Source organism: Klenkia brasiliensis, assembly GCF_900100695.1.
Classification (GTDB): Bacteria; Actinomycetota; Actinomycetes; order Mycobacteriales; family Geodermatophilaceae; genus Klenkia; species Klenkia brasiliensis.
Genome location: NZ_FNCF01000001.1, coordinates 839706 through 862840, shown reverse-complemented (window position 1 = coordinate 862840; position 23135 = coordinate 839706). Strand labels below are relative to the sequence as shown.

The following is a 23135-nucleotide window of genomic DNA, read 5'->3' as shown; positions in this document are numbered from 1 at the left end:
CGGTATCGGAAGCTCCACCCCCGCCATCCGGTCCCGGGGAGGGGGTAGAGCTTCCGATACCCGGGCGGGGCGGGCGGGGTAGCCGGGTGGGTCAGGCGGCGATGGCGGCCACCGGGGGCGTGCGGGCGGCCCGGCGCGAGGGCAGCACGCTGGCCAGCAGCCCCGCGGCGGTGGCGACCACGACGATCGCGCCCACCTGCAGCCACGGGACCGAGATGACCGTGCCGTTCGCCGACAGCGACCCCAGCACCGAGGCAGCGCCGACCACGCCGTAGCCCCCGCCCAGCAGCACGCCGAGGACGGCGGCCACCCCGGCGACCAGCACCGCCTCCCACGCCAGCAGGCCGCGCAGCTGGCGGCGGGTCAGCCCCAGCGCCCGCAGCAGACCGCTCTCCTGGCGGCGCTCGACCACCGACAGGGCCAGGGTGTTGCCCACCCCGATCAGCGCGATGAGCACGGCCACCCCGAGCAGGCCGGTCACCACCAGCAGCAGGGTGTCCAGCACGTCGTCCAGGGCGGCGCGCTCGCTGGCGATGCCGGTGACGAACGCGGTGGGCACGGCGGTGCCGGCCAGGTCGGTGACGGCCTCGACCGCGGTCGCGGTGTCGGCGGCGTCGGCCAGCCGCAGCCAGACGGTGCCCAGCCCGGCGTCGGGCACCAGCGCGGACAGCTCCGTGCCGGTCAGCCGCGGCGCGGCCAGGTCGTCGCTGCCGACCACGGTGGTCAGGGTCAGCGACCGGTCGCCGGCGGACAGCGCGACGGGGTCGCCGTCGCGCACGCCCCACTGGTCGGCGAGGTAGCCGGGCAGGACGACCTGGCCGAGCTCGGGGAGCGGCTCGTCGACGGCCGAGCGCAGCACCGGCAGCGTGGCGGGGACGTCGAAGCCGTCGGCGGACCACACCTCACCGTCGGGCCCGGTGACCTCGCCCGTGGTGATCCCGACGCCCGCGGCGACCCCGTCCACCCCGGTCAGCTGACCGACCAGTGACTTCGGCATGTCCGCGCCGAAGCCGGCGACCACCACGTCGGTGGGGTAGGCGGCGTCCAGCCCGGCCGAGGCGGTGGCCCGGGCCGACGCGGCGCCGACGACCATCGCGGTGGTGAGCGTGACGCCGATGACGAGCGCGGTGGCGGTGGCCGCCGTCCGGCGGGGGTTGCGGGTGGCGTTGCCCGCCGCCAGCCGGCCGGGGACGCCACCGGCGCGGCCGAGCAGCCGGCCCGCCGCGGCGACCACCGGCGGGACGGCCCGCTGGGCCAGCAGCAGCGCGCCGAGGAAGCTGAGCACGCCCCCGGGCAGCGCCACCAGCACCTCGCCGGCGACCGCGCCGACGAGCAGCAGCGCGGTACCGGGGACGAGCAGCAGCAGGCCGAGCACCAGCCGCAGCACGCCGGGCCGCGAGCGCAGCGGGGCGGCGTCGACCGGGCGCAGCGCGGCCAGCGGCGCCACCCGGGTGGCGGCCCGGGCCGGGGCGAGCGCGGCGACCACGGTGGTCACGGTGCCGACCACCAGCCCGGCGACGACGGCGACCCACGGCACGGAGACGCCGGCGAGCGGGATGGGGGAGTCCAGCGCCCCGGCCAGCGCGGAGACCGCGGCCGCGAGGCCGGTGCCGGCCAGCACGCCCAGCACCGAGGCGGCCAGGCCGGTGACCAGGGCCTCGCCCAGCACGCTGCGGCGGATCTGCCCGGACGTCGCACCGACGCAGCGCAGCAGCGCCAGCTCCCGGGTCCGCTGGGCCAGCAGCACGGCGAAGGTGTTGGCGATGACCAGCCCGGCGACCAGGACGGCGACGGTGGCGAAGACCAGCAGCACCACGGCCAGCGCGTCGGAGTCACCGGTCATCGCCGCGGCGGCGGCCTCGGCCGCCTCGGTGCCGGTCCGCACGGTGACCTCGCCGGTGGTGGTCAGCGCCGCCTGCAGCGCCGCCGGGTCGGGGTCGCCGGCGACGAGCAGCTCGCTGGCCCAGGCGCCCCACTGCCGGGCCTGCTCGGGGGTGACGAACCCCTGGGTGAACAGGCCGCCGGTGACCGACCCGGAGGTGTCGACCAGCCCGGTGACGGTCAGGTCGCCGGTCAGCTCGGTGCCGTCGGCGTCGTAGGTGGTGAAGGGCACGACGTCACCGACGGCGACGTCGGAGCCGGCCGACAGCGCGATCTGGCCGGGCTGCGTGGGCAGGCTGCCGGCGGCCAGCTGCTGCCAGCGCAGGGCGGGGGCGTCGGCGACGGCCCCGATCGAGACGTAGCGGGCGCCGGTGGTGCCCGGCAGCACGGCCTGCAGGGAGGTGTCCCACTGCGGGGCGACCGCGGTGACCCCGGGGACGGCGGCCACGGCCGGGACCTGGTCGGCGAGGGTGTCGCCCTCGGTGGAGGACACCACCAGGTCGGCGCCGGTGTACTGCGCGCCGACGGCGTCGAGCACGGTGGTCCTGGCGGTCTGGTTCAGCACCAGGGTGGCCACGACGAAGGCGACGGCGATGACCACCGCCGTCGTGGAGGCGACCAGCCGGCCGGCGTGGGCGCGGACCTGGGCGAGGAGGACGCGGCGCACGGCTCAGCCGCCCAGTCCGCGCAGGGCGTCGATGACGGCGTCGGCGGTGGGCTGGTGCACCTCGCCGGCCAGGTGCCCGTCGGCGAGCAGCACCACGCGGTCGGCGTAGCCGGCGGCCACCGGGTCGTGGGTGACCATGACGACGGTCTGGCCGGTCTCCCGGACGCTGGAGCGCAGCAGGCCGAGCACCTCGGCGCCGGTGCGGGAGTCCAGGTTGCCGGTCGGCTCGTCGGCGAACACGACGTCCGGGCGGGGCAGCAGGGCACGGGCGACGGCGACGCGCTGCTGCTGGCCCCCGGAGAGCTCGTGGGGCCGGTGGCCGAGCCGGTCGCGCAGGCCCAGGCGGGCCACGACGTCGTCCATCCAGGCCTGGTCGGGCCGGTGGCCGGCCAGCTGCATGGGCAGCACCATGTTCTCCGCCGCGGTGAGCACCGGCAGCAGGTTGAACGCCTGGAAGACGAAGCCGATGCGCTCGCGGCGCAGCGTGGTCAGCTGCTCGTCGCGCAGCCGGGTCAGCTCGGTGTCGCCGAGCCACACCTGCCCGGCGGTGGCGGTGTCCAGCCCGGCGAGGCAGTGCATGAGGGTGGACTTGCCGGAGCCCGACGGGCCCATGATCGCGGTGAACCGGCCGCGCTCGAAGGCGACGTCGACCCCGGCGAGCGCGGAGACGGCGGTCTCGCCGCGGCCGTAGGTCTTGCGCAGGCCGGCGGCGCGGACGGCGGCGGTGGTCGGCGGTGCCTCGCCGGGGACGGTCATCACGGGCACGGTCATGCGGGGCTCCTCGAGCACGGGCGGTGGGGTCGCAGCCAGCCTCGCGACGGGGGGCGTCCTCCCGCGTCGGAGCTGGGTCCCGACCGCGGTGCGCCCGCGCTGCGCCCCGGGGCGGACCCGGGTCATCCCGCGGGGGGACCTCAGCCGGCCGGCAGCTCCCCGGCCAGCAGCTGCTCCGCGGCGGTCTCCAGGTCCAGGTCGCGGGCGAAGGCGAGCGCGCGGAGGGTGGCCAGCGCCGTCCCGCTGGTGGTGCCCTGCTCGGTGGCCAGCCGGCCGACCGCCACCCACACCCGCTGGCGGGCCTGCACCGCGTCGGTGCGCAGCGCCGCGGGCACGCCGAGCACGGCGTCCGAGCCCGCCGCGAGCCCGGCCGCGAGCTCCGCGCCGGCGACGTCGGCGACCGCCCCGGCGGCGGCCACCAGGTCCGGGCCCGGGGCGCCGGGGTCGTGGGCGTAGAGGTCGAGCACCACCGACCCGGCCAGCGGGCCGCCGACCGGCAGGGCCAGCACGCTGCGGAAGGGGGTCTGCGCGGCCAGCTGGACGGCGAACACCGGCCAGCGCACCACGAGCTGGTCGGCCGGTGCCAGGACCGGGCCGCCGTCCCGGTGCGCCGCGGTGCAGGGGCCGTCGCCCAGGGCGAACTGCAGCCGCTCGGCCGCGCCGGCCAGCGGGTCGCTGGCGCCCAGCGGGACCCGGCGGCCGGCCAGCAGCACGAGGCTGAGCCCGGCGCCGTCGACCGGCAGCACCTCCACGGCGGCCTGCGCCAGCCGGCCCGGGAGCAGCAGCGCGCCGTCGTCGTCCGCGGACCTGTCCAGCGCGACCCGGAACGCCTCGCCGGGGGCGCTCACGGTGCCTGCACCGCGGGCAGCAGCACGCGGTCGACCAGCGCCGTCACCTCCGGCAGGGCCATCGCCGGCACCGGGGTGCTGCACCGCTCCCACCACAGCGCCTGCAGCACCCGCAGCAGCAGGCGGCGCTGCAGCGTGGTCACGGGCCGGCCGCGCCGGACCTCCCGGTCGCAGACCTCGGCCACGGCGTCGCCGAGCGGGGCGACCAGTGCCCCGTCGAGGGCCTCCCGCAGGCGCGGGTCGTGGTGGACCAGCCCCAGGGCGGCGGCTACGGCCCGCTCCTCCGTGCCGGGTGGGCGGGTGAAGGGGTGCAGCAGGGCGACCAGGTCGCCGCGCAGGGACCCGGTGGCGGGGGGCAGGGGGACCAGCCGCACGCCGTCCAGGGCGTCGGCGAGCAGCGCCGACATCGTCGGCCAGCGGCGGTAGATGGCCGCCTTGCCGGCACCGGTGCGGGCGGCCAGCGCCTCGGCGTTGAGCTTGCCGTACCCGCGCTCGGCCACCAGGGCGACGGCGCCGTCGAGCAGCCGACGGGTGAGGTCGGCGTCGCGGGGGCGTCCGGTGCGGACGCGCGGGGGAGGCGGCACGGTGCTCGATCCCGGGCACACCGGTGCCCTGGCCGGAGGGCTCCGCCCTCGAGCACGCCGCAGCTGGACGCCCGGCACTGGCCGGTGGGAGGACGTTACCGCGCCCTCAGCCCGCCAGCAGGTCGCCCGTGCCCGCGGCCCCCACCGGGACCGTGGAGCCGTCGCCGGCGTCGACCACCACGTCGGTGTCCCGGCGCTCGTCGGGGAGCCGGTCCGTGCTGGCCGGACCGGTCAGCAGCACCGTCGCCCGGGCGGCCCCGGTGCCGCGCTCGGCGACCACGCAGCGCACGGCCACGACGAGCCCGGCCGGGTCGGTGCCGGCCTTGAACCCCTGGGTCCCGCAGCCGATGGTCTGCAGGCTGCCGTCCGCCAGCCGGGCGGCCCACGCCGTGCTCACCACCAGGGCGCCGCTGGGCTGGGGCACCACCAGCACCGCGGCGTCCACCCCGCCGCCGCGCGGGCCGGGCAGGGTGCCGGCCCACAGCAGCTGCGGGGACAGGGTGGCCGGGTCCTGGCCGGTCGGGGCGGCGACCGCGCCGAGGGCGGCGTCCACCGCGGCCGCGCGGGCGCCGAGGTCGGCGTCGCCGTCCCGGAGGGCGGCCAGCGCGGGGACGGCGGGGCGCGCGTCGGCGTCCCCGGCCCGGGTCACCGGCACCGGCAGCGCGGAGACCCCGGCCCGGACCTGCACGGCCACCCCGCCGGGGTCCGGCGCGGCCAGCCGCAGCGCGCCGACGCCGTCGACGAGCGGGAGGGCGACGGGGTCGCGGCCGGCGGTGCCGTCGGCGCGGACCACGAGACCGGTGGAGACCTGCACCGGTTCGCCGGGCTCGGCGACGACCACGAGGGCGTCGTCCAGCTGCAGCGCCGCCGGCCGGTCGGGCTGCAGCGCCACCGGACCGGCGACCGGGGTGAGGGGGCCGTCCGCCGGGCCCGCGGACCACCAGCCGGTCCAGCCGCGCTCGGTGCGGCCGGCGACCAGGGCCCAGCGGCCGCCCAGCAGGTCCCCGGCGAAGACCAGCTCGCGGCGTCCGGTCGCCGGGCCCTCGGCGGGTGCGGCGAGCAGGGCGTACCGCACGGCCTCGTCCCCGGCGAGCGAGCCGCGGGTCGGGCCGTCGAAGCGTCCCCCCGCCTGCGGGGCGGGGCCCGGGGTCGGGACGAGGACGGCGAGCAGCGCCACCACCACGAGCCCGGCGACGAGCAGCAGCGGCCGGGTGCGGCGGGCCCGCTGGTGCGCCCGGACCCGCGGCACGGCGGCGGCGTCGTCCCGCACCGGGGGGCGCCGGACGGCGAGCAGCGCGTCCAGCGCGGCGGTGGCGTCGGGCAGGGCGGCCCGTCCCCGGGCCAGCGCCGCGGGGTCGGCCGGCAGGCCCTCGTGGTCGAGGACCAGCGCGGCCCGGGCGGCGTCGTCCAGGCCGGCGAGGACGGCGGCGGTGGCCCGGGCGGCCGCCAGGTCGGCGGGGGCGACCCACCAGGGGTCCGGGCCGGAGGCCACCACCGCGCCCCGGGGGCCGCGGGTGCGCACGAGCGCGGCGACCGCCGCCGCGTGGTCGTCGGCCGGGCCCAGGCGGGCCAGTGCGCGGTCCACCCGGTCCTCGGCCAGCCGCTCGTCCCCGGTCAGCAGGAAGGCCGGCCCGAGCAGCGCCCCGCGGTGCACCCGCACGGCACCGGCGACGTCCACGACCGCGATGGTGACCCCCGCGCTCGCCGTGCGCCCGGGGGCCCGCGGTGGTGGGATGGACACCGGCAGACGGACGCCCGGTGAAGGACTCCCGAGGCTCGGATCCCTGCCAGCGCAAATGTTGTTTACGGGGAGTACGGTTCGCGCACTGCCGCGGCCGCGACCTGGCGCCCGGCCCCAGCGGAACGAGGTCCCCCGTGCCTGCCCTGCTCCTCGGGTCCATCAGCACCATCGCCGACACCTCCGAGCTCCAGCGCGCCGCGTTCAACGACGCCTTCGCCGCCCACGGCCTGGACTGGCGGTGGGAGCAGGACGAGTACCGCGCCCTGCTGGAGAGCAACGGCGGCGCCGACCGCGTCGCCTCCTACGCCCGCGAGCGCGGCGAGACCGTCGACGCCTCCGCCGTGCACGCCACCAAGTCCGAGCTGTTCCAGCAGGCGCTGGGCCGCGGCGGCCTGACCGCCCGGCCCGGGGTGCTCGACGCCGTCCGGGCCACCAAGGAGGCCGGCGACCCGGTCGCGCTGGTGACCACCACCTCGCCGGAGAACGTCGTCGCGCTGGTCGCCGGGGTCGACGGCCTCGAGCTCGCCGACTTCGACCTGGTCGTGGACAGCTCGGTGGTGGAGACCTCCAAGCCCGACCCGGCGCCCTACCAGCACGCGCTGCGCACCCTCGGCGTCGACGCCGCGGATGCCGTCGCGGTGGAGGACAACGTCGGCGGGGTGGCCTCGGCGACCGCCGCCGGCGTCCGCGTCCTGGCCTTCCCCAACACCAACACCGCCGGCCACGACTTCGGGGACGCCCCCGTCGTCGACTCCCTCGACCCCGCTGCGCTGCAGGCCTGAGAGGACCCCGATGACCACCGTCAGCTCATCCGTCACCCGCACCGACGGCGGCTTCGCCGTCGAGGCCGTGCACCGCACCGAGTACCGCCTGGTCCCCGTGGACGGCGTGTTCGCCCCGCACAACCCGCAGCTGGCCGACTGCTACCGCGAGGCCGGCCGCTGCCTGGCCGTCGTCGACGAGAACGTGCTCGCCCTGCACCGCGAGGCGATGGAGGCCTACTTCGCCGCGGCCGGCGTGGAGCTCACGGTCATCCCGGTGGCCATCGCCGAGACCGACAAGACGCTGTCCACCCTGGAGCGGCTGGTCGACGCCTTCGGCGCCTACGGCCTGCTGCGCACCGAGGCCCCGCTGGTGGTCGGCGGCGGGCTGGTCACCGACGTCGCCGGGTTCGCCTGCGCGGCCTACAAGCGGTCGACCCCCTACATCCGCATCCCCACCACCCTCATCGGGCTGATCGACGCCAGCGTCTCGATCAAGGTCGCGGTCAACCACGGCAAGGCCAAGAACCGGCTCGGCGCCTACCACGCCTCCTCGACGGTCTTCCTGGACTTCTCGTTCCTGGCCAGCCTCGCCGAGGACCAGGTCCGCAACGGCATGGCCGAGCTGATCAAGATCGCCGTGGTGGCCAACCGGACGGTGTTCGACCTGCTCGACGAGCACGGCGAGGAGCTGCTGCGCACCGGCTTCGGCCACCTCGACGGGACCCCGGAGATCCGCAAGGTCGCCGACCAGGTCACCGACGAGGCGATCGAGACCATGCTGCAGCTCGAGGTGCCCAACCTCGCCGAGCTGGACCTGGACCGGGTGATCGCCTACGGCCACACCTGGAGCCCGACGCTCGAGCTGACGCCCGAGGTGCCCTACTTCCACGGGCACGCCATCTCGGTCGACATGGCCTACTCGGCCACCCTGGCCGCCCGCCGCGGCTACATCTCCGTCGAGGACCGCGACCGGGTGCTGGCCCTGTTCAGCCGGCTGGGCCTGACCGTGGACAGCCCGTACCTGACGCCGGAGCTGCTGGTCGGGTCCACCCGGTCGATCCTGCAGACCCGCGACGGGCTGCTGCGCGCCGCGGCGCCGAAGCCGATCGGGGAGTGCACGTTCATGAACGACGTCTCCGACGACGAGCTCGTGGAGACGCTGCAGCTGCACCGCGAGGTCGTCGCCGGGCTGCCCCGCGGCGGCGAGGGCGTCGACGCGTTCATGGTCCCGCGCACCAGCCCGGTCGTGCAGGCGCCGTGACGTCGGGGCTGCGTCCGGTCACGCCGCTGGGCATCCTGGCGGCGCGGCTGGACGCCGTCTGCGCCCGGCTCGACGCCGTCGAGCCGGGCCTGCGCGCCGAGCTCGAGGGCATCCGCGACCTGGCCGTGGGCTTCGAGCCCTACCTGGAGCGGCACACGTCCCCCGAGTCGGCCGAGCTCACCGCGCTCGCCGGGGCGACCCGGTCGGCACCCTGGTCGGGGTCGCTGGAGGCCGAGATGCTCTCCGGGCACGTCGAGGGCCGGTTCCTGCAGTTCCTGCTGCGCCTGACCGGTGCCCGGCGGGTGCTGGAGCTGGGCATGTTCACCGGCTACTCGGCGCTGGCCATGGCGCAGGTCCTGCCCGAGGGCGGCGAGGTGGTCGCCTGCGAGCTGGACCCGGAGGTGGCCGCGTTCGCGCAGCGGTGCTTCCCCGTCGGGGCGCGCATCGACGTCCGGGTGGGCCCGGCGGCGGACACGCTGGCCGAGCTGTCCGCCGAGGGCCAGGTCTTCGACGTCGTGTTCGTCGACGCCGACAAGGCCGGGTACGCCGGCTACCTCGACGCCGTGCTGGACGGCGGCCTGCTCGCCCCGGGCGGGCTGGTCGCGGTGGACAACACCCTCATGCAGGGCCAGCCCTGGGCCGGCCCGGACACCCCCAACGGTGCGGCGATCGCCGCGTTCAACGACCGGCTGACCGCCGACCCCCGGGTCGAGCAGGTGCTGGTGCCCCTCCGCGACGGGATCACCCTGGTCCGCCGCACCACCCCCTGAGGAGAACCGTGCAGACCACCCCGCTGGCGCCGCTGGGCGCCCAGGTCACCGGTGTCGACGTCGGTGCCGTCACCCCCGAGGACGTCGCCGGGCTGCGCGCCGCCCTCGCCGAGCACGGCGTCGTCGTGCTGCCCGGCCAGCACGTGGACGACGACGCCTTCCTGGCCTTCCTGCAGGCGTTCGGCCCGCTCACCTTCACCGCCGGCGAGACGCCGGTCGAGGGGTACCCCGACCTCAACGTGATCAGCAACGTCGGCCGGTCCGAGCCGCCGCGCAGCACCTTCCACGTGGACAGCTCCTACCTGTCCACCCCGCCGGCCTACACCGCGCTGCGGGCGGTGGAGATCCCCGCCCAGGGCGGCGAGACGGTGTTCACCGACCAGTACCGGGCGCTGGAGACGCTGCCGGCGCAGCTGCGGGAGCGGGTCGAGGGCCGCACCATCCGGCACGTGGTGACCGGCATCGACCCCGGCCTGCTGGGCCCGGACGACGAGACCGAGGCCGAGCACCCGGTGGTGCGGCCGCACCCGCTGACCGGCCGGCCGGCGCTGTTCCTCACCACCCCGAAGCGGTGCGCGGCGGTGAGCGGGCTGCCCGACGACGAGGCCGCCGAGCTGGTCGGGGAGCTGTACGCGCACTCCACCGACGAGGCCCACGCCCTCGCCCACCGCTGGGCGCCCGGCGACGTGGTCATGTGGGACAACGCCTGCGTGCTGCACCGCGGCGACCACTCCGTGGTGGTGGGCGACCGGGTGATGCACCGGGGGATGGTCCGCGACCACGGGGCGACCCGCTGACCGCGGCTCCCGCCCGGCCCCGCACGGGCGAGGACGCGCCGGTCCGGCCCACCCCGGGCCGCTCGCTGGCGGTGCTGGCCGGGCTCGCGCTGACCCTCCCGGTCGACCTCGCGGTCACCGCGGCGGCGCTGCTGACCACCCGCCCGGCCCGGCCCGCGCCGGCGGCCGACCGGCGCACGGTGCTCATCAGCGGCGGCAAGATGACCAAGGCGCTGCAGCTGGCCCGGTCCTTCGCCGCCGCCGGGCACCGCGTGGTGCTGGTGGAGAAGGCCGCCTACCGGTTCACCGGGCACCGGTTCTCCCGCGCCGTGCACGCCTTCCACGTCGTCCCCGACCCCCGGGACCCCGGCTACGCGGCCGCGCTGCTCGACGTCGTCCGGGCCGAGGGCGTCGACCTCTACGTGCCGGTCTGCTCGCCCGTGGCCTCGGAGTTCGACGCCGCGGCCGCCGAGGTGCTGGCCGGGCACTGCGAGGTGCTGAGCCTGGACGCCGCCACCGTGCGCACCCTGGACGACAAGCACGCCTTCACCGCGCTGGCCGCCTCGCTGGGCCTGTCGGTGCCGGACACGCACCGGATCACCGACCCGCAGCAGGTGCTGGAGTTCGACTTCACCCGCTCGACCCGGCCCTACGTGCTCAAGTCGATCGCCTACGACCCGGTGCACCGCCTGGACCTCACCCCGCTGCCCCGGCCGACCCGCGCGGAGACCGCGGCGTTCGTGGCCGGCAAGCCGATCAGCCCGGACAACCCCTGGATCCTGCAGGAGTTCGTCACCGGCACCGAGGTCTGCACGCACTCCACGGTCCGGGACGGCGTGGTCACCGTGTGGTGCTGCTGCCCGTCGTCGGCCTTCCAGGTCAACTACACCCAGGTCGACCGGCCCCGGATCCGGGAGTGGGCCACCCGCTTCGCGGCCGCGCTGGGCGGCACCGGCCAGGTGTCGCTGGACTTCATCGAGGCCGAGGACGGCACGCCCTTCGCCATCGAGTGCAACCCGCGCACGCACTCGGCGATCACGATGTTCCACGACCACCCCGGCCTGGCCGACGCCTACCTGCACGCACGCGACGTCCCGCTCGAGCCGCGGCCGGGCAGCCGGCCCACCTACTGGACCTACCACGAGCTGTGGCGCGCGCTCAGCGACCCGCGGACGGCGCCGGCCCGGTGGCGGGTGGTCCGGGAGGGCACCGACGCCGTCTTCGACCGGGCCGACCCGCTGCCCTACCTGGTGCTGCACCACGTGCAGATCCCCTTGCTGCTCCTGCGCAGCCTGCGCTCGCGCGGGGCGTGGAGCCGGATCGACTTCAACATCGGCAAGCTCGTGCAACCGGCGGGGGACTGATGAGCCGCGTGCTGCACCTGGTCGGGTCCCCGACCAGCGCGTTCATGGACGACCTGTCCCGGCTCTACGCCGCCGACTGCCTGGCCAACGTGGGCGACCGCCACGAGCACGTGGTCGCGCACGTCTCCCCGGACGGCTCCTGGCGGTTCCCCGCCTCGCTGGCCGAGCTGGATGCGGCGCAGCCGCTGCCGATCGGCGACGCGCTCGCCCGGCTGGTCGCGCTGCGCCCCGACGTCGCGCTGCCGCAGATGTTCTGCATCCCGGGGATGACCTCCTACCGGGCGCTGCTGGACGTGCTGGGCATCCCCTTCGTCGGCAACACCGCCGACGTGATGGCGCTCGGCGCGCACAAGGCCCGCGCCCGCGCCGTGGTGGCCGCCGCCGGCGTCCGGGTGCCGGCCGGCGAGGTGGTCGCCCCCGGTGGGACGACGGCGCTGGCCCCGCCCCTGGTGGTCAAGCCCGTGGACGCCGACAACTCCGCCGGCATCGGCCTGGTCACCGCCGCCGACCAGCTGCCGGCCGCGCTGGACGCCGCGTGGGCGGAGTCGTCGCACGCGCTGGTCGAGGAGTTCGTGCCGCTCGGCCGCGAGGTCCGCTGCGGCGTGGTGGAGCGCGACGGCGAGCTGGTGGCGCTGCCGCTGGAGGAGTACGGCCTCAGCGCCGACCACCCGGTGCGCACCGCCGAGGACAAGATCCGCCGCGCCGACGACGGCAGCCTGGGGCTGATGGCCAAGGACACCCCGACGGTCTGGATCGTGGACCCCGCCGACCCGGTCACCGGCCCGGTGCAGGAGGCGGCGCTGGCCTGCCACACCGCCATGGGCTGCCGGGACTACTCGCTGTTCGACTTCCGGGTCGACCCCGACGGGGTGCCCTGGTTCCTCGAGGCCGGGCTGTACAACTCCTTCGCCCGGCAGAGCGTGGTGCCCACGATGGCCCGCGCCGCGGGGATCGAGCTGCCCGAGCTGCTCGACGCCGCGGTCGCCTCCGCCCTGGCCCGCGCTGCAGGGGACCGCCGGCCCTCGTAACCTTCCCGGGTGATCGAACCCCGGGACCCGTGGCCGGGCCGGCCGCAGCTCCTCGGGATCTGGACGGCCGAGGAGCTCGAGGTCGCGCTGGTGCGCACCGCCTACGGCGACGCCGAGCTGGAGAACGCCCTGCAGCTGGTCATCGACCAGGGCCCGGGCCCGTTCACGCTGCTGGCCGCCGGGTTGCTCACCGTGCAGCCCGACGTCGACGACCTCGGCGGCGGGCTGTGGGCCGAGATCGAGTGGGCCGACGTCGACGACGCCGTCATCACCGGTGCGCTGCGCGTCGAGCCCGGCGAGCTGGCCGCGCTGCGCAAGGCCGCCCGGATGGCCGCCGACCGCTGAGCCGGCCCCGCCCTCAGCCGCCGGCGTCGCGCAGCAGGTCGGCCGGGTGCACCAGCCCCGACCGGTAGGCCAGCACCACCGCCTGCACCCGGTCGCGCGACCCGGTCTTGGCCAGCACCCGTCCGACGTGGGTCTTCACGGTGGCCTCGCTGACGTACAGGCCGCGGGCGATCTCGGTGTTCGAGGCGCCGTAGGCCATCTGCACGAGCACCTCGGTCTCCCGCGGGGTCAGCTCGGCCAGCGTCGGGTCCGGGGTGCCCGGGGCGGCCACGGCGCCGCCGCGCAGCATCGGCGCCACGTGCTGCAGCAGCCGCCGGGTCGAGCTGGCCGCGATCACCGAGTCGCCGGCGTGCACCGTGCGCACCGCGGCGAGCATCTCCTCGGGCGCGGCGTCCTTGAGCAGGAAGCCGCTGGCGCCGGCGCCGATCGCCGCGACGACGTACTCGTCGAGGTCGAAGGTGGTCAGCACGACCACCCGCGGCGGGTCGGGCAGGGCGGTGACCTGGCGGGTGGCCTCGATGCCGTCGGTGCCGGGCATCCGGATGTCCATGAGGACGACGTCGGCGCGGGTGCGCGCGAGCAGCTCGACGGCCGCGCCGCCGTCCCCTGCCTCGCCGACGACCTGCAGGTCGGGCTGGGAGTCGATCACCATGCGGAACCCGGCGCGCACCATCTGCTGGTCGTCGACCAGCACCACCCGGATCGTCATCGGGATCGACCGTAGGGCAGCACCGCGTGCACGCCGAACCCGCCGCCGTGCCGGGGCCCGGCCTCCAGCCGGCCGCCGTGCAGCTGGGCCCGCTCCCGCATCCCGGTCAGCCCCTGGCCCAGGCCGTCGCGGCCCTCGGGGTCGACGATCGCCGCCGCCGCGCCGCGGCCGTCGTCGAGCACGGACAGCTCCAGCGCGTCGGTGCGCCACTGCAGCCGCACCCAGGCCCGGCTGGCCGGCCCGGCGTGCTTGAGCACGTTGGTCAGCGACTCCTGCACGATCCGGTAGGCGGCCAGCTGGGAGCCGGTGGGCAGGTCGCGCGGCTCGCCCTCCACGAGCAGGTCGATGTCCAGCCCGCTGCGCCGCACGTCGTCGACCAGCGCGGGGACGGCGGCGACGTCGGGCTGGGGCGCGAACTCCTGGCCGCCGTCCTCGCGCAGCACGCCCAGCAGGGCCCGCATGTCGGCCAGCGCCTGCCGGCCGGTGGCCGCGATCTCCTCCAGCGCCCCGACCGCGGCCTCGGGGTCGGCACGGCCGGCGTACCGGCCGCCGTCGGCCTGGGCGATCACCACGGACAGGGAGTGCGCGACGACGTCGTGCATCTCGCGGGCGATCCGGGCCCGCTCGGTGGTGGCCGCCAGCCGCATCTCCTGGTCGCGCTCGAGCTCCAGCAGCTGGGCGCGCTCGGCCAGCGCGGCCTCGCGCTGGATGCGCCCGCGCTTGACCGTGCCGATCGCCCAGCAGGCCACCACCAGCACGCCGATCGCCCCGGCGGTGAGGGCCAGGTCGAGCAGCCCGCGGCCGTAGAACACCGGTGACCCGGCGCTGTAGGAGTAGCCGCCGAAGTAGCGCAGGGCGGCCACCCCGGCCCCCAGCAGGCCCAGGGCCAGCCCGGTCCGGGAGGCCCAGCGCGGGGCGTAGGCGGCCAGCGCGTAGACCATCATCGGGACGGCGACGTTCGCCGCGAGGAACGAGCTGGTCAGCCCCACCTGCGCCAGCCCGACGACGGCGACCACCGCGGCCGCCGGCACGGGCGCGGTGCGCCGCCAGGCCAGCGGGACGAGCAGGCCGAGGGAGACCAGGACGTCGGTCGCCGTGCCCACACCGCCGCCGCCGAGGACGACGGTGACCAGCCCGAGCGCCACCGCGATGCCGACGTCCACCGCGAAGGGGTGGGCGCGCAGCACCTCGCCGGCGCGGCTCAGCGGCTGGGTCTCGTCCATCCCGGGCAGGTTAGGCAGCCCGGGAGGGCGCTGTCGTCGTCCCCGAGGGGGACCTGCGCGTCCTCCCGGGGGCCTAGGCGCGCTCGAGGGTGATGCCCGCCGGACCGCTGCGGAAGTGCACGTGCGCGAGGTCGGGGGCGTACCCGTCGGCCTCCAGCTCGCTGTGGTGGTGGGTGTCGCCGACGGCCAGCGTGGCGCAGCCAGCCGCCCGGCCCGCGGCCAGACCCGCCGGGGCGTCCTCGACGACCAGGCAGCGGTGCGGGTCGACGCCGATCCGGTGCGCGGCCAGCAGGAAGGGGTCGGGGGAGGGCTTGCCGTTGGCGACGTCGTCGACGCAGACGACCTCGCGCGGGGCGTGCAGGCCCGAGCCGGCCAGCCGGGCGGCCAGCAGCGGGCCGGTGCAGGAGGTGACGATCGCGACCCGGTTGGCCGGCAGCGCCGCGAACGCCTCGGCGGCGCCGGGGAGCACCTCGATGCCCTCGGCGGCGACGGCCACCTCGAGGTCGTGGATGCGGGCGAGGGCGTCGGCGCGGCGGGGCTGCGCGACCAGCTCGGCGACGACGCGCCGCGCGGGCAGCCCGCCCAGCGCACCGAGGTCGGCGGGGTCGACGTCGAACTCGGCGGCCCAGGCGTGCCAGGCGGCCAGCGACCCGCGCATGGAGTCGATGAGGGTGCCGTCCATGTCGAACAGCACGCCGTCGAAGGTCCGGCCGGTCAGCGCGTCGAGGTCCAGGAAGGCGCCGGAGGGCGCGGAGGTCCGTTGCACGCCATCCATGGTTCCACCGCCGGGTGGTGCGGCGCTGGCCACCAGGTGGCCAACAGGTCACAGAACAGGATCGTCTGCTTCGTCACGACGGACGGTCACGGCACGACGGTGACCGGCCACCGGCCGGCCTTCACCAGCCGGACGGCGATCGACCCCACCCAGCGGTGCCCGGCCTGCTGCGAGGCCCCGACCACCACCGCGTCGGCCAGCAGCGCGTCGGCCACCCGGGTGATCTCGGTGACCGGGTCGCCGTCGGCGGCCACGTACTCCACCGGGATGCCGATGTGGGCCGCGCCGCGGACGACCAGGGCCTGCACCTCGTCGGCGATCTCCCCGGCGGTGTCGCGGGCCACCGCGGCCGACCCCGGCACGAGGCCGGCCAGCGGGGTGGTCCCGGCCCGCACGTGCACGACCACCAACCGCGAGTGCTGCCGCCGCGCCAGCCCGGCCGCGTAGGCCGCCGCGCGCAGGGAGGTGTCGGAGCCGTCGACGCCGACCAGCACCACCCGGGGGCCGTCGGTGCCCCGCTCGAACACGTCCTCCGCCGACCCCACCCTCCCGATCCTGCACCGGAACAGGACAGTTCCTCCGTGCGGGGTGGTCGGGTCGGTCGGTCGTGTGCAAACGATCTACTCTGCACCCATGGTGAACGGCGGTGACGTCGGGTCCGGCGTGCCCAACGTCGTCGACACGAAGATGCAGGAGTCCGTCGTCGACGACGCCAGCCAGGCGCTGGCCGGGATCGGTGCCAGCACCGGCGCCACCGCGCTCCCGCGCGTGCTGGGCGACTCCCCGATCGCCGTCCTGCTGGTCGACCGGTCCCACGGCCAGGTCACCTACGCCAACACCGCCGCCCTCGAGCTCGCCGGCGACGTGCGGCTGCCGGTCGCCGTCGACGCGTGGACGGCTGCCGCCGGGGTCACCGACGTCGACGGGAACGCCCTCACCGACACCTCGGCCCCGCTCTCGCGGGTCGCGTCGGGCCAGCCGGTGGCCGGCGAGCCGGTGCGCATCCGCGGCACCGACGGCGTCGCGGACACCGACCGCGGCACCGCCGACAGCCGCGGCCCCGTCGTCTGGGCGACCGGGTTCCCGCTGGGCGAGGGCGCGCACGACGAGCAGCTGTCCCTGCTGGTGTTCCTCCCCGTCGAGCAGCCGACCGGCGTCGACGACCCCGAGGCGGTGCTGCAGTCGCTGCGCGAGCGCGCGGTGCTGGCCACCGACATCTGCTTCACCATCTCCGACCCGCGGCAGCCGGAGAACCCGCTGGTCTGGGTGAACCCCTCCTTCACCAAGGTCACCGGGTACTCCCTCGAGGACTCCATCGGGCGCAACTGCAAGTTCCTGCAGGGCCCGGCCACCGACCCGGCCGCGGTGCAGAAGATCGTCGACGACCTGGGTGCCGGCCGGTCCACCGCGGTGACCCTGCTCAACTACCGGCCCGACGGCACCGCGTTCTGGAACCACGTGTCGATCTCGCCGGTCTACGACGGCGCGGGCGAGCTGGTCTCCTTCGTCGGCGTGCAGTCCGACGTCACCACCCGGATCCTCGCCGACGCCGAGCGTGACGCCGCCCACGAGGCCGAGCGCACCGCCCGCCGGCACGCCGAGGAGGCCCGCGCGCGGATGGCGCTCATGGCCGAGGCCACCACCGAGCTGGTCGGCAGCCTGGACACCGCCGAGCTGCAGCACCGGCTGGCCCGCCTCTGCGTACCCCGGCTGGCCGACTGGGTGTCCATCTGGCAGGTCGACGACGACGGCCTGATCACCTCGGCCACCAGCCTGCACCGCGACGGCGACGTGGTGCGCCCGCTGCTGGACGCGATGCAGGCCGAGTACCTCGGCCGGCCCTTCCCGCGGGCGGCCCCGGTGCGCGAGGCCTTCCTCACCGGGCAGCCGGTGCTGCGCGAGGACCTCGACGACGCCGTGCTGGCGCCCTACGCCCGCGGCCTGCTCGAGAACGGCGTGCTCACCCAGCTCGGCGTGGGCTCGCTGCTGGCCCTGCCGCTGCCCTCCCGGCGCGGTACCTGGGGTGCGATGACCCTGGTCCGCGAGGCGGCCCGCGGGTTCAGCGTCGAGGACCTCGACGTCGCCCAGGACCTCTGCCGCCGGGCCGGCCAGGCCCTGGACAACGCTCGCGTCTACAGCCGCGAGGCCTCGGTCGCCGAGACCCTCCAGCACGCGCTGCTCCCCGAGCTCCCCGACCTGCCGCGGATCACCGCGGCCGCCCGGTACACCGCGGCCTCGGCCGCGGCGGCCGTCGGCGGCGACTTCTACGACCTGCTGCCCATGCCGGGCGGGGCCACCGGCATCGTGATCGGCGACGTCGCGGGCCACGACATCACCGCGGCCACGGCGATGGGCCAGCTGCGCGGGCTCATCCGCAGCGCCTGCTGGGACACCGACGAGCCGTCGCCGGACATCGTGCTGGCCCGCGTGGACCGCCTGCTCAAGGTGCTGGGGCTGCCCGTCATCTCCACCGCGGCCCTGCTCCGCGCGGTCCCGCCGGCCGACGGCGACGACTCGTGGACGGTGGAGTGCGCCAACGCCGGCCACCCGCCGGTGCTGCTGCGCACCCCCGACGGCGAGGTCGAGCTGTTCTGCGACGACCACGACCTGCTGCTGGGCACCGGCATGGCCGATCTGCTGCCACCGCGCAGCAGCACCACCCGCCGGGTGCCGCTGGGTTCGCAGCTGCTGCTCTACACCGACGGCCTCATCGAGCAGCCCGGCGCCGAGGGCCCGGCGCGCGACATCGACGCGGGCCTGGCGGCGCTGCGTCAGCTGTGGGCGTCGCTGCCGGTCGCCTCCGACCCCCAGACCGTGTGCGACGCCGTCCACGACCTGGTCGTGCTGGCCTCCGACGACCTCGCGGTGCTCACGCTCCAGCTCGACTGAGACCCGGGCGGGTCCTCCGTCCCGTGGTCCAGCGCCAGCCGGACCAGCACCGGCGGGTCCAGACCGGCGGGGCAGCGGGGTTCAGGCAGCGGCCACATGGTCGTGGTCCTCCTCGGTCGCCTCCGCGGCCACCCGTGCGGTGACCAGCAGGTCGGCCAGGGCGTGCCGGTAGGCCACCCCGAGCCGGTCGGTGGGCAGGTGCACCTCGTCGCGCGGGGTGAGCGGCAGGCCGGTGCCCGCGCCGGGGAGCGGGCGGTCCAGCGCGGCCAGCTCGGCCTGCACCCGGTCCGCCTCGGCGGCCAGCTGCACCCGGCTCGGCCGGCCACCCAGGGCCACCCGCGCGTGCACCAGCGTGGAGTCGGCGTCCTCCGGCTGCAGCAGGAGCAGCAGGGACCGGGTGGTGCCGTCGGCCAGGACCTCGTCGCGGCGCAGCTGGAACGGCGCCCGCAGGTGCACCACGACCCGCCGCCCGCCGTCCTCCCAGCGGGCGGTGCAGCCCCCGGGCACCGGGGTGGTGGTGGGGACGACGCCGGGGACGCCGGGGTCGAGGACGGCGTCCAGCAGCACGGCCGCGGCGGTGGCCGTGCGTACGGCGGGCAGCCACTGGGTGCGCCCGGGGAAGGCCTCGGCGGGCAGGTCGGTGGTGACCGGCGGCTCGGGGGCCACCCAGAGGGCGCCGTCCCGCTCCCGGACGCCCGCCGCCGGCTCGGCGGTGACCACCCCGCCCCGCCGCTGCAGCGTCCACGTGGTGCCGAGCAGCGCGACGGCGAGCCAGCCGCCCTCCCCGAGCTGGTCGGCGCGCGCCACCGGGTGCCAGGCCCGGGCCAGGGCCGGCTCCTGGTTGGCCACCACGGGGCCGGTGGGGGCGGCCGGCGCGGGCACGGGCTCGGCCGTCGTGCCGGCCACCGCGCGCGGTGGCCGGTGGTGCAGGGTGCGGTCGTTGGCCACCCAGACCCAGCCGTCGCGCTCCTCGACCGCCCAGGGCGCGGACAGGTCGGCGCGCGGGGGCGGCACGGCGTCCGGGCCGAGGGCGGGGACGTCGCGGCACCGGCCGTCGGCGGCGAAGGTCCAGCCGTGCCCGGCGCAGCGCAGTTCACCGCCCACCACCTCCGCCGAGGTCAGCGGCAGCAGCCGGTGCGGGCAGCGGGGCGACAGCGCGGTGACCTCGCCGCCCGGCCGCAGCCGGACGACCACCCAGGGCCGGCCGCCGGCGCCGACCAGCAGCGGGGTGCCGCCGACGTCGGCCGCGCGCGCGACCGGGAACCAGCCGGTGCCACCGGGGGAGGGAGGGGTCCGAGAGAGGGCCATGCACCATGGAACCGCCGCCGGGTTCCCGCGCTGTTGCCCGTGTGTGACGTGTGCGTGCGGTTCAGAGCGGCACGGGCCGCCCGGTGGCGGTCTCGACCTCCGCGGGCGTGTGCGGCGCGGTCCGCCGGCCGCCGAGGTCCACGACGCTGCCGGCGCCGGTGCGCAGCGGGATCTCCAGCTCCTCGTCCTCGTCGGGGGCCACGTCGCCGGCCCGGGGAGCCGCCCGCAGCGCCCGCACCAACCCGACGACCAGGACGACGAGCACCAGGGTGACCAGCACCGCCGACACCGGGTGCGGGGGACCGGTGGTGAGCCAGAACGCCAGCGCGGCGACGACGGCCGCGGCCGGCATGGTCACCAGCCAGGCGACGGCCAGCCGGCCGAACACCGACCAGTGTACGGGTGCGCCGCGGTTGGTCGCGCCCACGCCGGTGATCGCTCCGGCCACGGTGTGCGTGGTGGAGACGGGGGCACCCAGGGCGGTGGAGCCGAAGATGGCCACCGCGGCGGCGGTCTCGGCGGCGAACCCGCTGACCGGCCGCAGCCGGGTGATGGCGGACCCCATCGTGCGCACGATCCGCCACCCGCCGGACAGCGTGCCGGCCGCGATCGCGGCGTAGGCGGCGACCACCACCCAGACCGGGATGGGCAGCTCGCCGTCGGCGCCGGCCTGCAGGTGGCCGGTGCTCACCAGCAGGGCCGCGATGACCCCCATGGTCTTCTGCGCGTCGTTGCCGCCGTGGGCCAGCGACACCGCGGCCGAGGAGGCCAGCTGCAGCACCCGGAAACGCTTCTCGGTGGCCCGGACGTCGGCCCGCCGCAGCGCGAGCCGCAGCAGGGTCATCGCGAGCCCGCCCAGCAGCAGCCCGGCGACGGGGGAGACGACGATGAACAGCGCCGTCTTCTCCACGCTGCCGCCCTTGATCGCGGCGAGCCCGCCGGCGGCGAGCCCGGCGCCCACCAGGCCGCCGACCAGGGCGTGCGAGCTCGAGGTGGGCAGGCCCAGGTGCCAGCTGGCGAAGTTCCAGACCACCGCACCGAGCAGCGCGGCGAACACCACGGCCGGGCCGAGGAACTGCGCGTCCACCGTCTGGCCCACGGTGTTGGCGACGGCGGTGCCGACGAAGAAGAACGCTGCGCAGTTCCACCCGGCGGCCCAGGCCACCGCCCAGCGCGGGCGCAGCACGCGGGTGGCGACCACGGTGGCGATGGAGTTCGCCGCGTCGTGGAAGCCGTTGGTGTAGTCGAACAGGAGGGCCAGGGCGACCAGCCCGACCAGGGTCCACAGCGCGAGGTCCACGGCGCCACGGTGTCCCCGACGGTTGCGGGGCACACCCGTTCCGGGATGAACCGTGGGTGAACGGGACGGGTCAGGGGGGCACTAGTGTCTGCGGTCACACAGCGGATCCACAGTGAGGTGCCCCCGTGACCGAACCCGAACGCCGGCTGCTCACCCCCGAGGAGTACCGGCAGGCCCAGGACTCCCCCGAGTTCACCGAGCTGCGGCGCCGGTTCCGGCGCTTCGCCGTCCCGATGACCGTGGCCTTCCTGGCCTGGTACCTGCTCTACGTGCTGCTCTCCACCTACGCGGTGGACCTGATGAACACCCACGTGTTCGGCGACGTCAACCTCGGCATCCTGCTGGGCCTGGGCCAGTTCGTGACCACGTTCGCCATCACCCAGGCCTACGTCGCCTACTCGGCGCGCAACACCGACCCGATCGCCGACGAGATGCGCACCCGCCTCGAGGCCCACGAGTACCGGTCGGAGGGCCAGCGGTGACCATCGGCAACCCCGCGGTGAACATCTCGATCTTCGGGGTGTTCGTCCTCATCACCCTGGTCATCACCTTCCGGGCCAGCCGCAGCAACGCCAGCGCCGCGGACTACTACGCCGCCGGCCGCAACATCTCCGGCACCCAGAACGGGCTGGCCATCGCCGGCGACTACCTGTCGGCAGCGTCGTTCCTGGGCATCGCCGGGGCCATCGCCGTCTACGGCTACGACGGCTTCCTGTACTCGATCGGCTTCCTGGTGGCCTGGCTGGTCGCCCTGCTGCTGGTCGCCGAGCTGCTGCGCAACACCGCCCGGTTCACCATGGCCGACGTCCTGGCGTTCCGGATGCGGCAGGGACCGGTGCGCACCGCGGCGGCGCTGTCGACGCTGGCGGTCTCGCTGTTCTACCTGCTGGCGCAGATGGCCGGCGCCGGCGGTCTGGTCACGCTGCTGCTGGGCATCAGCGGTGCCGGGGCGCAGGCCCTCGTCGTCGTCGTGGTCGGCGCGCTGATGATCTTCTACGTGCTGGTCGGCGGCATGCGAGGCACCACCTACGTGCAGCTGATCAAGGCCACCCTGCTCATCGCCGGCGCGCTGGTGATGACCGTGTGGGTGCTCGGGAAGTACGGGTTCAACCTGTCCTCGCTGCTGGGCGGGGCCGCCGAGACCGCGACGCAGCAGGCCACCCCCCGCGACGTGCTCTCCCCGATGGGCCAGTACGGCGCCACCGGGACCTCGAAGCTGGACTTCGTGTCCCTGGGCCTGGCCCTGGTGCTCGGCACGGCGGGCCTGCCGCACGTGCTGATGCGCTTCTACACCGTGCCCACCGCCAAGGACGCCCGGAAGTCGGTGGTCTGGGCGATCTGGCTGATCGGCTTCTTCTACCTGTTCAGCCTGGTCATCGGCTACGGCGCGGGCGCCCTCGTGGGGGCCGACCGGATCCTGGCCGCACCCGGCGCGGTGAACTCCGCCGCACCCCTGCTGGCCTTCGAGCTGGGTGGCACCGTGCTGCTGGGCATCATCGCCGGCGTCGCGTTCGCCACCATCCTGGCCGTGGTGGCCGGGCTGACCATCACCGCCTCCGCGTCCTTCGCGCACGACATCTACAACTCGGTGATCAAGAAGGGCGCGGCGAGCGGCACCCAGGAGGTCCGGGTCGCCCGGATCACCTCCTGCGTCATCGGCGCGGTGGCCATCGGCCTGGGCATCCTGGCGCTGCAGGCCGGGCTGAACATCGCCTTCCTGGTGGCGCTGGCCTTCGCCGTCGCCGCCTCGGCCAACCTGCCGACGATCCTCTACACGCTGTTCTGGAAGCGGTTCACCACTCGCGGCGCGCTGTGGTCGATCTACGGCGGGCTGATCTCCTGCCTGGTGCTCATCGTGTTCTCCCCGGTGGTCTCCGGCGGGCCGGTCAACCCGACGACCGGGAAGTCCACCTCGCTGGTCCAGGACGTCGACTTCTCCTGGTTCCCGCTGAACAACCCCGGCCTGGTGTCCATCCCGCTGGCCTTCTTCCTGGGCTGGCTGGGCACGGTCATCAGCAAGGAGCGGGCCGACGTGGACAAGTACGCCGAGCTGGAGGTGCGCTCCCTGACCGGCATCGGCGCGGAGAAGGCCGTCCAGCACTGAGCGGGCCCCCGGTCCACCCCGGCTACC

21 protein-coding genes are annotated in these 23135 nt (G+C 76.2%); 10 read left to right on the top strand and 11 right to left on the bottom strand.

Translation table 11 applies throughout. From position 1 onward, the window contains the following. Positions 1–91: 91 nt before the first annotated feature. From BLT39_RS04185 to BLT39_RS04165, 5 genes are all read right to left on the bottom strand, one after another. Positions 92–2548 carry an ABC transporter permease gene (locus tag BLT39_RS04185; protein WP_091058948.1) on the bottom strand — a complete coding sequence of 819 codons (2457 nt, stop codon included), beginning with the start codon at positions 2546–2548 and terminating at the stop codon, positions 92–94. Positions 2549–2551: 3 nt separating this feature from the next. Beyond that, positions 2552–3319, bottom strand: coding sequence for an ABC transporter ATP-binding protein (locus BLT39_RS04180; RefSeq protein WP_091058944.1), 768 nt, complete (start codon positions 3317–3319; stop codon positions 2552–2554). A gap of 140 nt (positions 3320–3459) precedes the next feature. After that, positions 3460–4167, bottom strand: a complete 708-nt coding sequence (locus BLT39_RS04175; protein WP_091058941.1) for a hypothetical protein — start codon at positions 4165–4167, stop codon at positions 3460–3462. Further along, on the bottom strand, positions 4164–4751 hold the full coding sequence (locus tag BLT39_RS04170) for a TetR/AcrR family transcriptional regulator (RefSeq protein ID WP_165640131.1): 588 nt from the start codon (positions 4749–4751) through the stop codon (positions 4164–4166). Before BLT39_RS04170 ends, BLT39_RS04175 begins: the two co-directional genes overlap by 4 nt. 106 nt (positions 4752–4857) lie before the next feature. Then, on the bottom strand, positions 4858–6429 hold the full coding sequence (locus tag BLT39_RS04165) for a hypothetical protein (protein WP_091058935.1): 1572 nt from the start codon (positions 6427–6429) through the stop codon (positions 4858–4860). 197 nt (positions 6430–6626) lie between these two features. Between BLT39_RS04165 and BLT39_RS04160 the strand changes: the two genes are divergently transcribed. The 7 genes from BLT39_RS04160 (at position 6627) to BLT39_RS04130 (ending at position 12800) form a co-directional block, all read left to right on the top strand. Continuing rightward, the gene (locus BLT39_RS04160; RefSeq protein ID WP_091058933.1) at positions 6627–7274 is read left to right on the top strand and encodes an HAD family hydrolase; all 648 of its coding nucleotides are present in this window, start codon (positions 6627–6629) and stop codon (positions 7272–7274) included. A 10-nt stretch (positions 7275–7284) separates the two neighbouring features. Next, entirely contained in the window at positions 7285–8517 is a 1233-nt protein-coding gene (locus tag BLT39_RS04155) for a sedoheptulose 7-phosphate cyclase (protein ID WP_091058929.1), read from the top strand. After that, a complete protein-coding gene (locus BLT39_RS04150) occupies positions 8514–9287 on the top strand; it encodes an O-methyltransferase (protein ID WP_207507565.1) in 774 nt (257 codons plus the stop codon). Before BLT39_RS04155 ends, BLT39_RS04150 begins: the two co-directional genes overlap by 4 nt. Before the next feature lie 8 nt (positions 9288–9295). Continuing rightward, positions 9296–10084 carry a TauD/TfdA dioxygenase family protein gene (locus BLT39_RS04145; protein ID WP_091058926.1) on the top strand — a complete coding sequence of 263 codons (789 nt, stop codon included), beginning with the start codon at positions 9296–9298 and terminating at the stop codon, positions 10082–10084. Between the two features lie 71 nt (positions 10085–10155). After that, positions 10156–11427 (top strand): ATP-grasp domain-containing protein, encoded by a 1272-nt coding sequence (locus tag BLT39_RS04140; protein ID WP_207507563.1) that lies wholly within the window; start codon positions 10156–10158, stop codon positions 11425–11427. Further along, positions 11427–12455, top strand: a complete 1029-nt coding sequence (locus tag BLT39_RS04135) for a D-alanine--D-alanine ligase family protein (protein ID WP_091058922.1) — start codon at positions 11427–11429, stop codon at positions 12453–12455. Before BLT39_RS04140 ends, BLT39_RS04135 begins: the two co-directional genes overlap by 1 nt. A 9-nt stretch (positions 12456–12464) precedes the next feature. Next, positions 12465–12800: a hypothetical protein gene (locus BLT39_RS04130; protein ID WP_091058918.1), complete on the top strand. Its 336-nt coding sequence runs from the start codon at positions 12465–12467 to the stop codon at positions 12798–12800. Between the two features lie 13 nt (positions 12801–12813). Here BLT39_RS04130 and BLT39_RS04125 read toward each other — a convergent pair whose 3' ends face one another. The 4 genes from BLT39_RS04125 to BLT39_RS04110 form a co-directional block, all read right to left on the bottom strand. Then, positions 12814–13509 carry a response regulator gene (locus BLT39_RS04125; protein WP_091058915.1) on the bottom strand — a complete coding sequence of 232 codons (696 nt, stop codon included), beginning with the start codon at positions 13507–13509 and terminating at the stop codon, positions 12814–12816. Beyond that, complete coding sequence (locus BLT39_RS04120) at positions 13506–14732, bottom strand: sensor histidine kinase (protein ID WP_091058912.1); 1227 nt, start codon at positions 14730–14732, stop codon at positions 13506–13508. Before BLT39_RS04120 ends, BLT39_RS04125 begins: the two co-directional genes overlap by 4 nt. Positions 14733–14805: 73 nt before the next feature. Further along, entirely contained in the window at positions 14806–15498 is a 693-nt protein-coding gene (locus BLT39_RS04115) for an HAD family hydrolase (RefSeq protein WP_242658138.1), read from the bottom strand. Between the two features lie 95 nt (positions 15499–15593). Beyond that, positions 15594–16052 carry a universal stress protein gene (locus tag BLT39_RS04110; protein WP_091058907.1) on the bottom strand — a complete coding sequence of 153 codons (459 nt, stop codon included), beginning with the start codon at positions 16050–16052 and terminating at the stop codon, positions 15594–15596. Positions 16053–16140: 88 nt separating this feature from the next. Between BLT39_RS04110 and BLT39_RS04105 the strand changes: the two genes are divergently transcribed. Then, positions 16141–18396, top strand: coding sequence for a SpoIIE family protein phosphatase (locus tag BLT39_RS04105; protein ID WP_091058904.1), 2256 nt, complete (start codon positions 16141–16143; stop codon positions 18394–18396). 81 nt (positions 18397–18477) lie between these two features. On the opposite strand, the gene BLT39_RS04100 is transcribed toward BLT39_RS04105, so the two are convergent. Together BLT39_RS04100 and BLT39_RS04095 are read right to left on the bottom strand one after the other, a co-directional pair. Next, positions 18478–19704: a Rieske 2Fe-2S domain-containing protein gene (locus tag BLT39_RS04100; protein ID WP_091058901.1), complete on the bottom strand. Its 1227-nt coding sequence runs from the start codon at positions 19702–19704 to the stop codon at positions 18478–18480. Between the two features lie 61 nt (positions 19705–19765). Continuing rightward, a complete protein-coding gene (locus tag BLT39_RS04095; protein WP_091058899.1) occupies positions 19766–21004 on the bottom strand; it encodes an inorganic phosphate transporter in 1239 nt (412 codons plus the stop codon). 125 nt (positions 21005–21129) lie between these two features. Here BLT39_RS04095 and BLT39_RS04090 point away from each other — a divergent pair, with 125 nt between their 5' ends. Together BLT39_RS04090 and BLT39_RS04085 are read left to right on the top strand one after the other, a co-directional pair. Further along, the gene (locus tag BLT39_RS04090) at positions 21130–21486 is read left to right on the top strand and encodes a DUF485 domain-containing protein (protein ID WP_091058896.1); all 357 of its coding nucleotides are present in this window, start codon (positions 21130–21132) and stop codon (positions 21484–21486) included. Beyond that, the gene (locus tag BLT39_RS04085) at positions 21483–23108 is read left to right on the top strand and encodes a solute symporter family protein (RefSeq protein WP_091058893.1); all 1626 of its coding nucleotides are present in this window, start codon (positions 21483–21485) and stop codon (positions 23106–23108) included. The genes BLT39_RS04090 and BLT39_RS04085 overlap by 4 nt, the downstream gene beginning before the upstream one ends. The last annotated feature ends 27 nt before the right edge of the window (positions 23109–23135 follow it).

Coding starts and splice junctions, on each gene's coding strand:
- BLT39_RS04180 (WP_091058944.1), bottom strand. CDS start 3,319: ATGACCGTGCCCGTGATGACCGTCCCCGGCGAGGCACCGCCGACCACC.
- BLT39_RS04100 (WP_091058901.1), bottom strand. CDS start 19,704: ATGGCCCTCTCTCGGACCCCTCCCTCCCCCGGTGGCACCGGCTGGTTC.
- BLT39_RS04155 (WP_091058929.1), top strand. CDS start 7,285: ATGACCACCGTCAGCTCATCCGTCACCCGCACCGACGGCGGCTTCGCC.
- BLT39_RS04120 (WP_091058912.1), bottom strand. CDS start 14,732: ATGGACGAGACCCAGCCGCTGAGCCGCGCCGGCGAGGTGCTGCGCGCC.
- BLT39_RS04135 (WP_091058922.1), top strand. CDS start 11,427: ATGAGCCGCGTGCTGCACCTGGTCGGGTCCCCGACCAGCGCGTTCATG.
- BLT39_RS04125 (WP_091058915.1), bottom strand. CDS start 13,509: ATGACGATCCGGGTGGTGCTGGTCGACGACCAGCAGATGGTGCGCGCC.
- BLT39_RS04105 (WP_091058904.1), top strand. CDS start 16,141: ATGGTGAACGGCGGTGACGTCGGGTCCGGCGTGCCCAACGTCGTCGAC.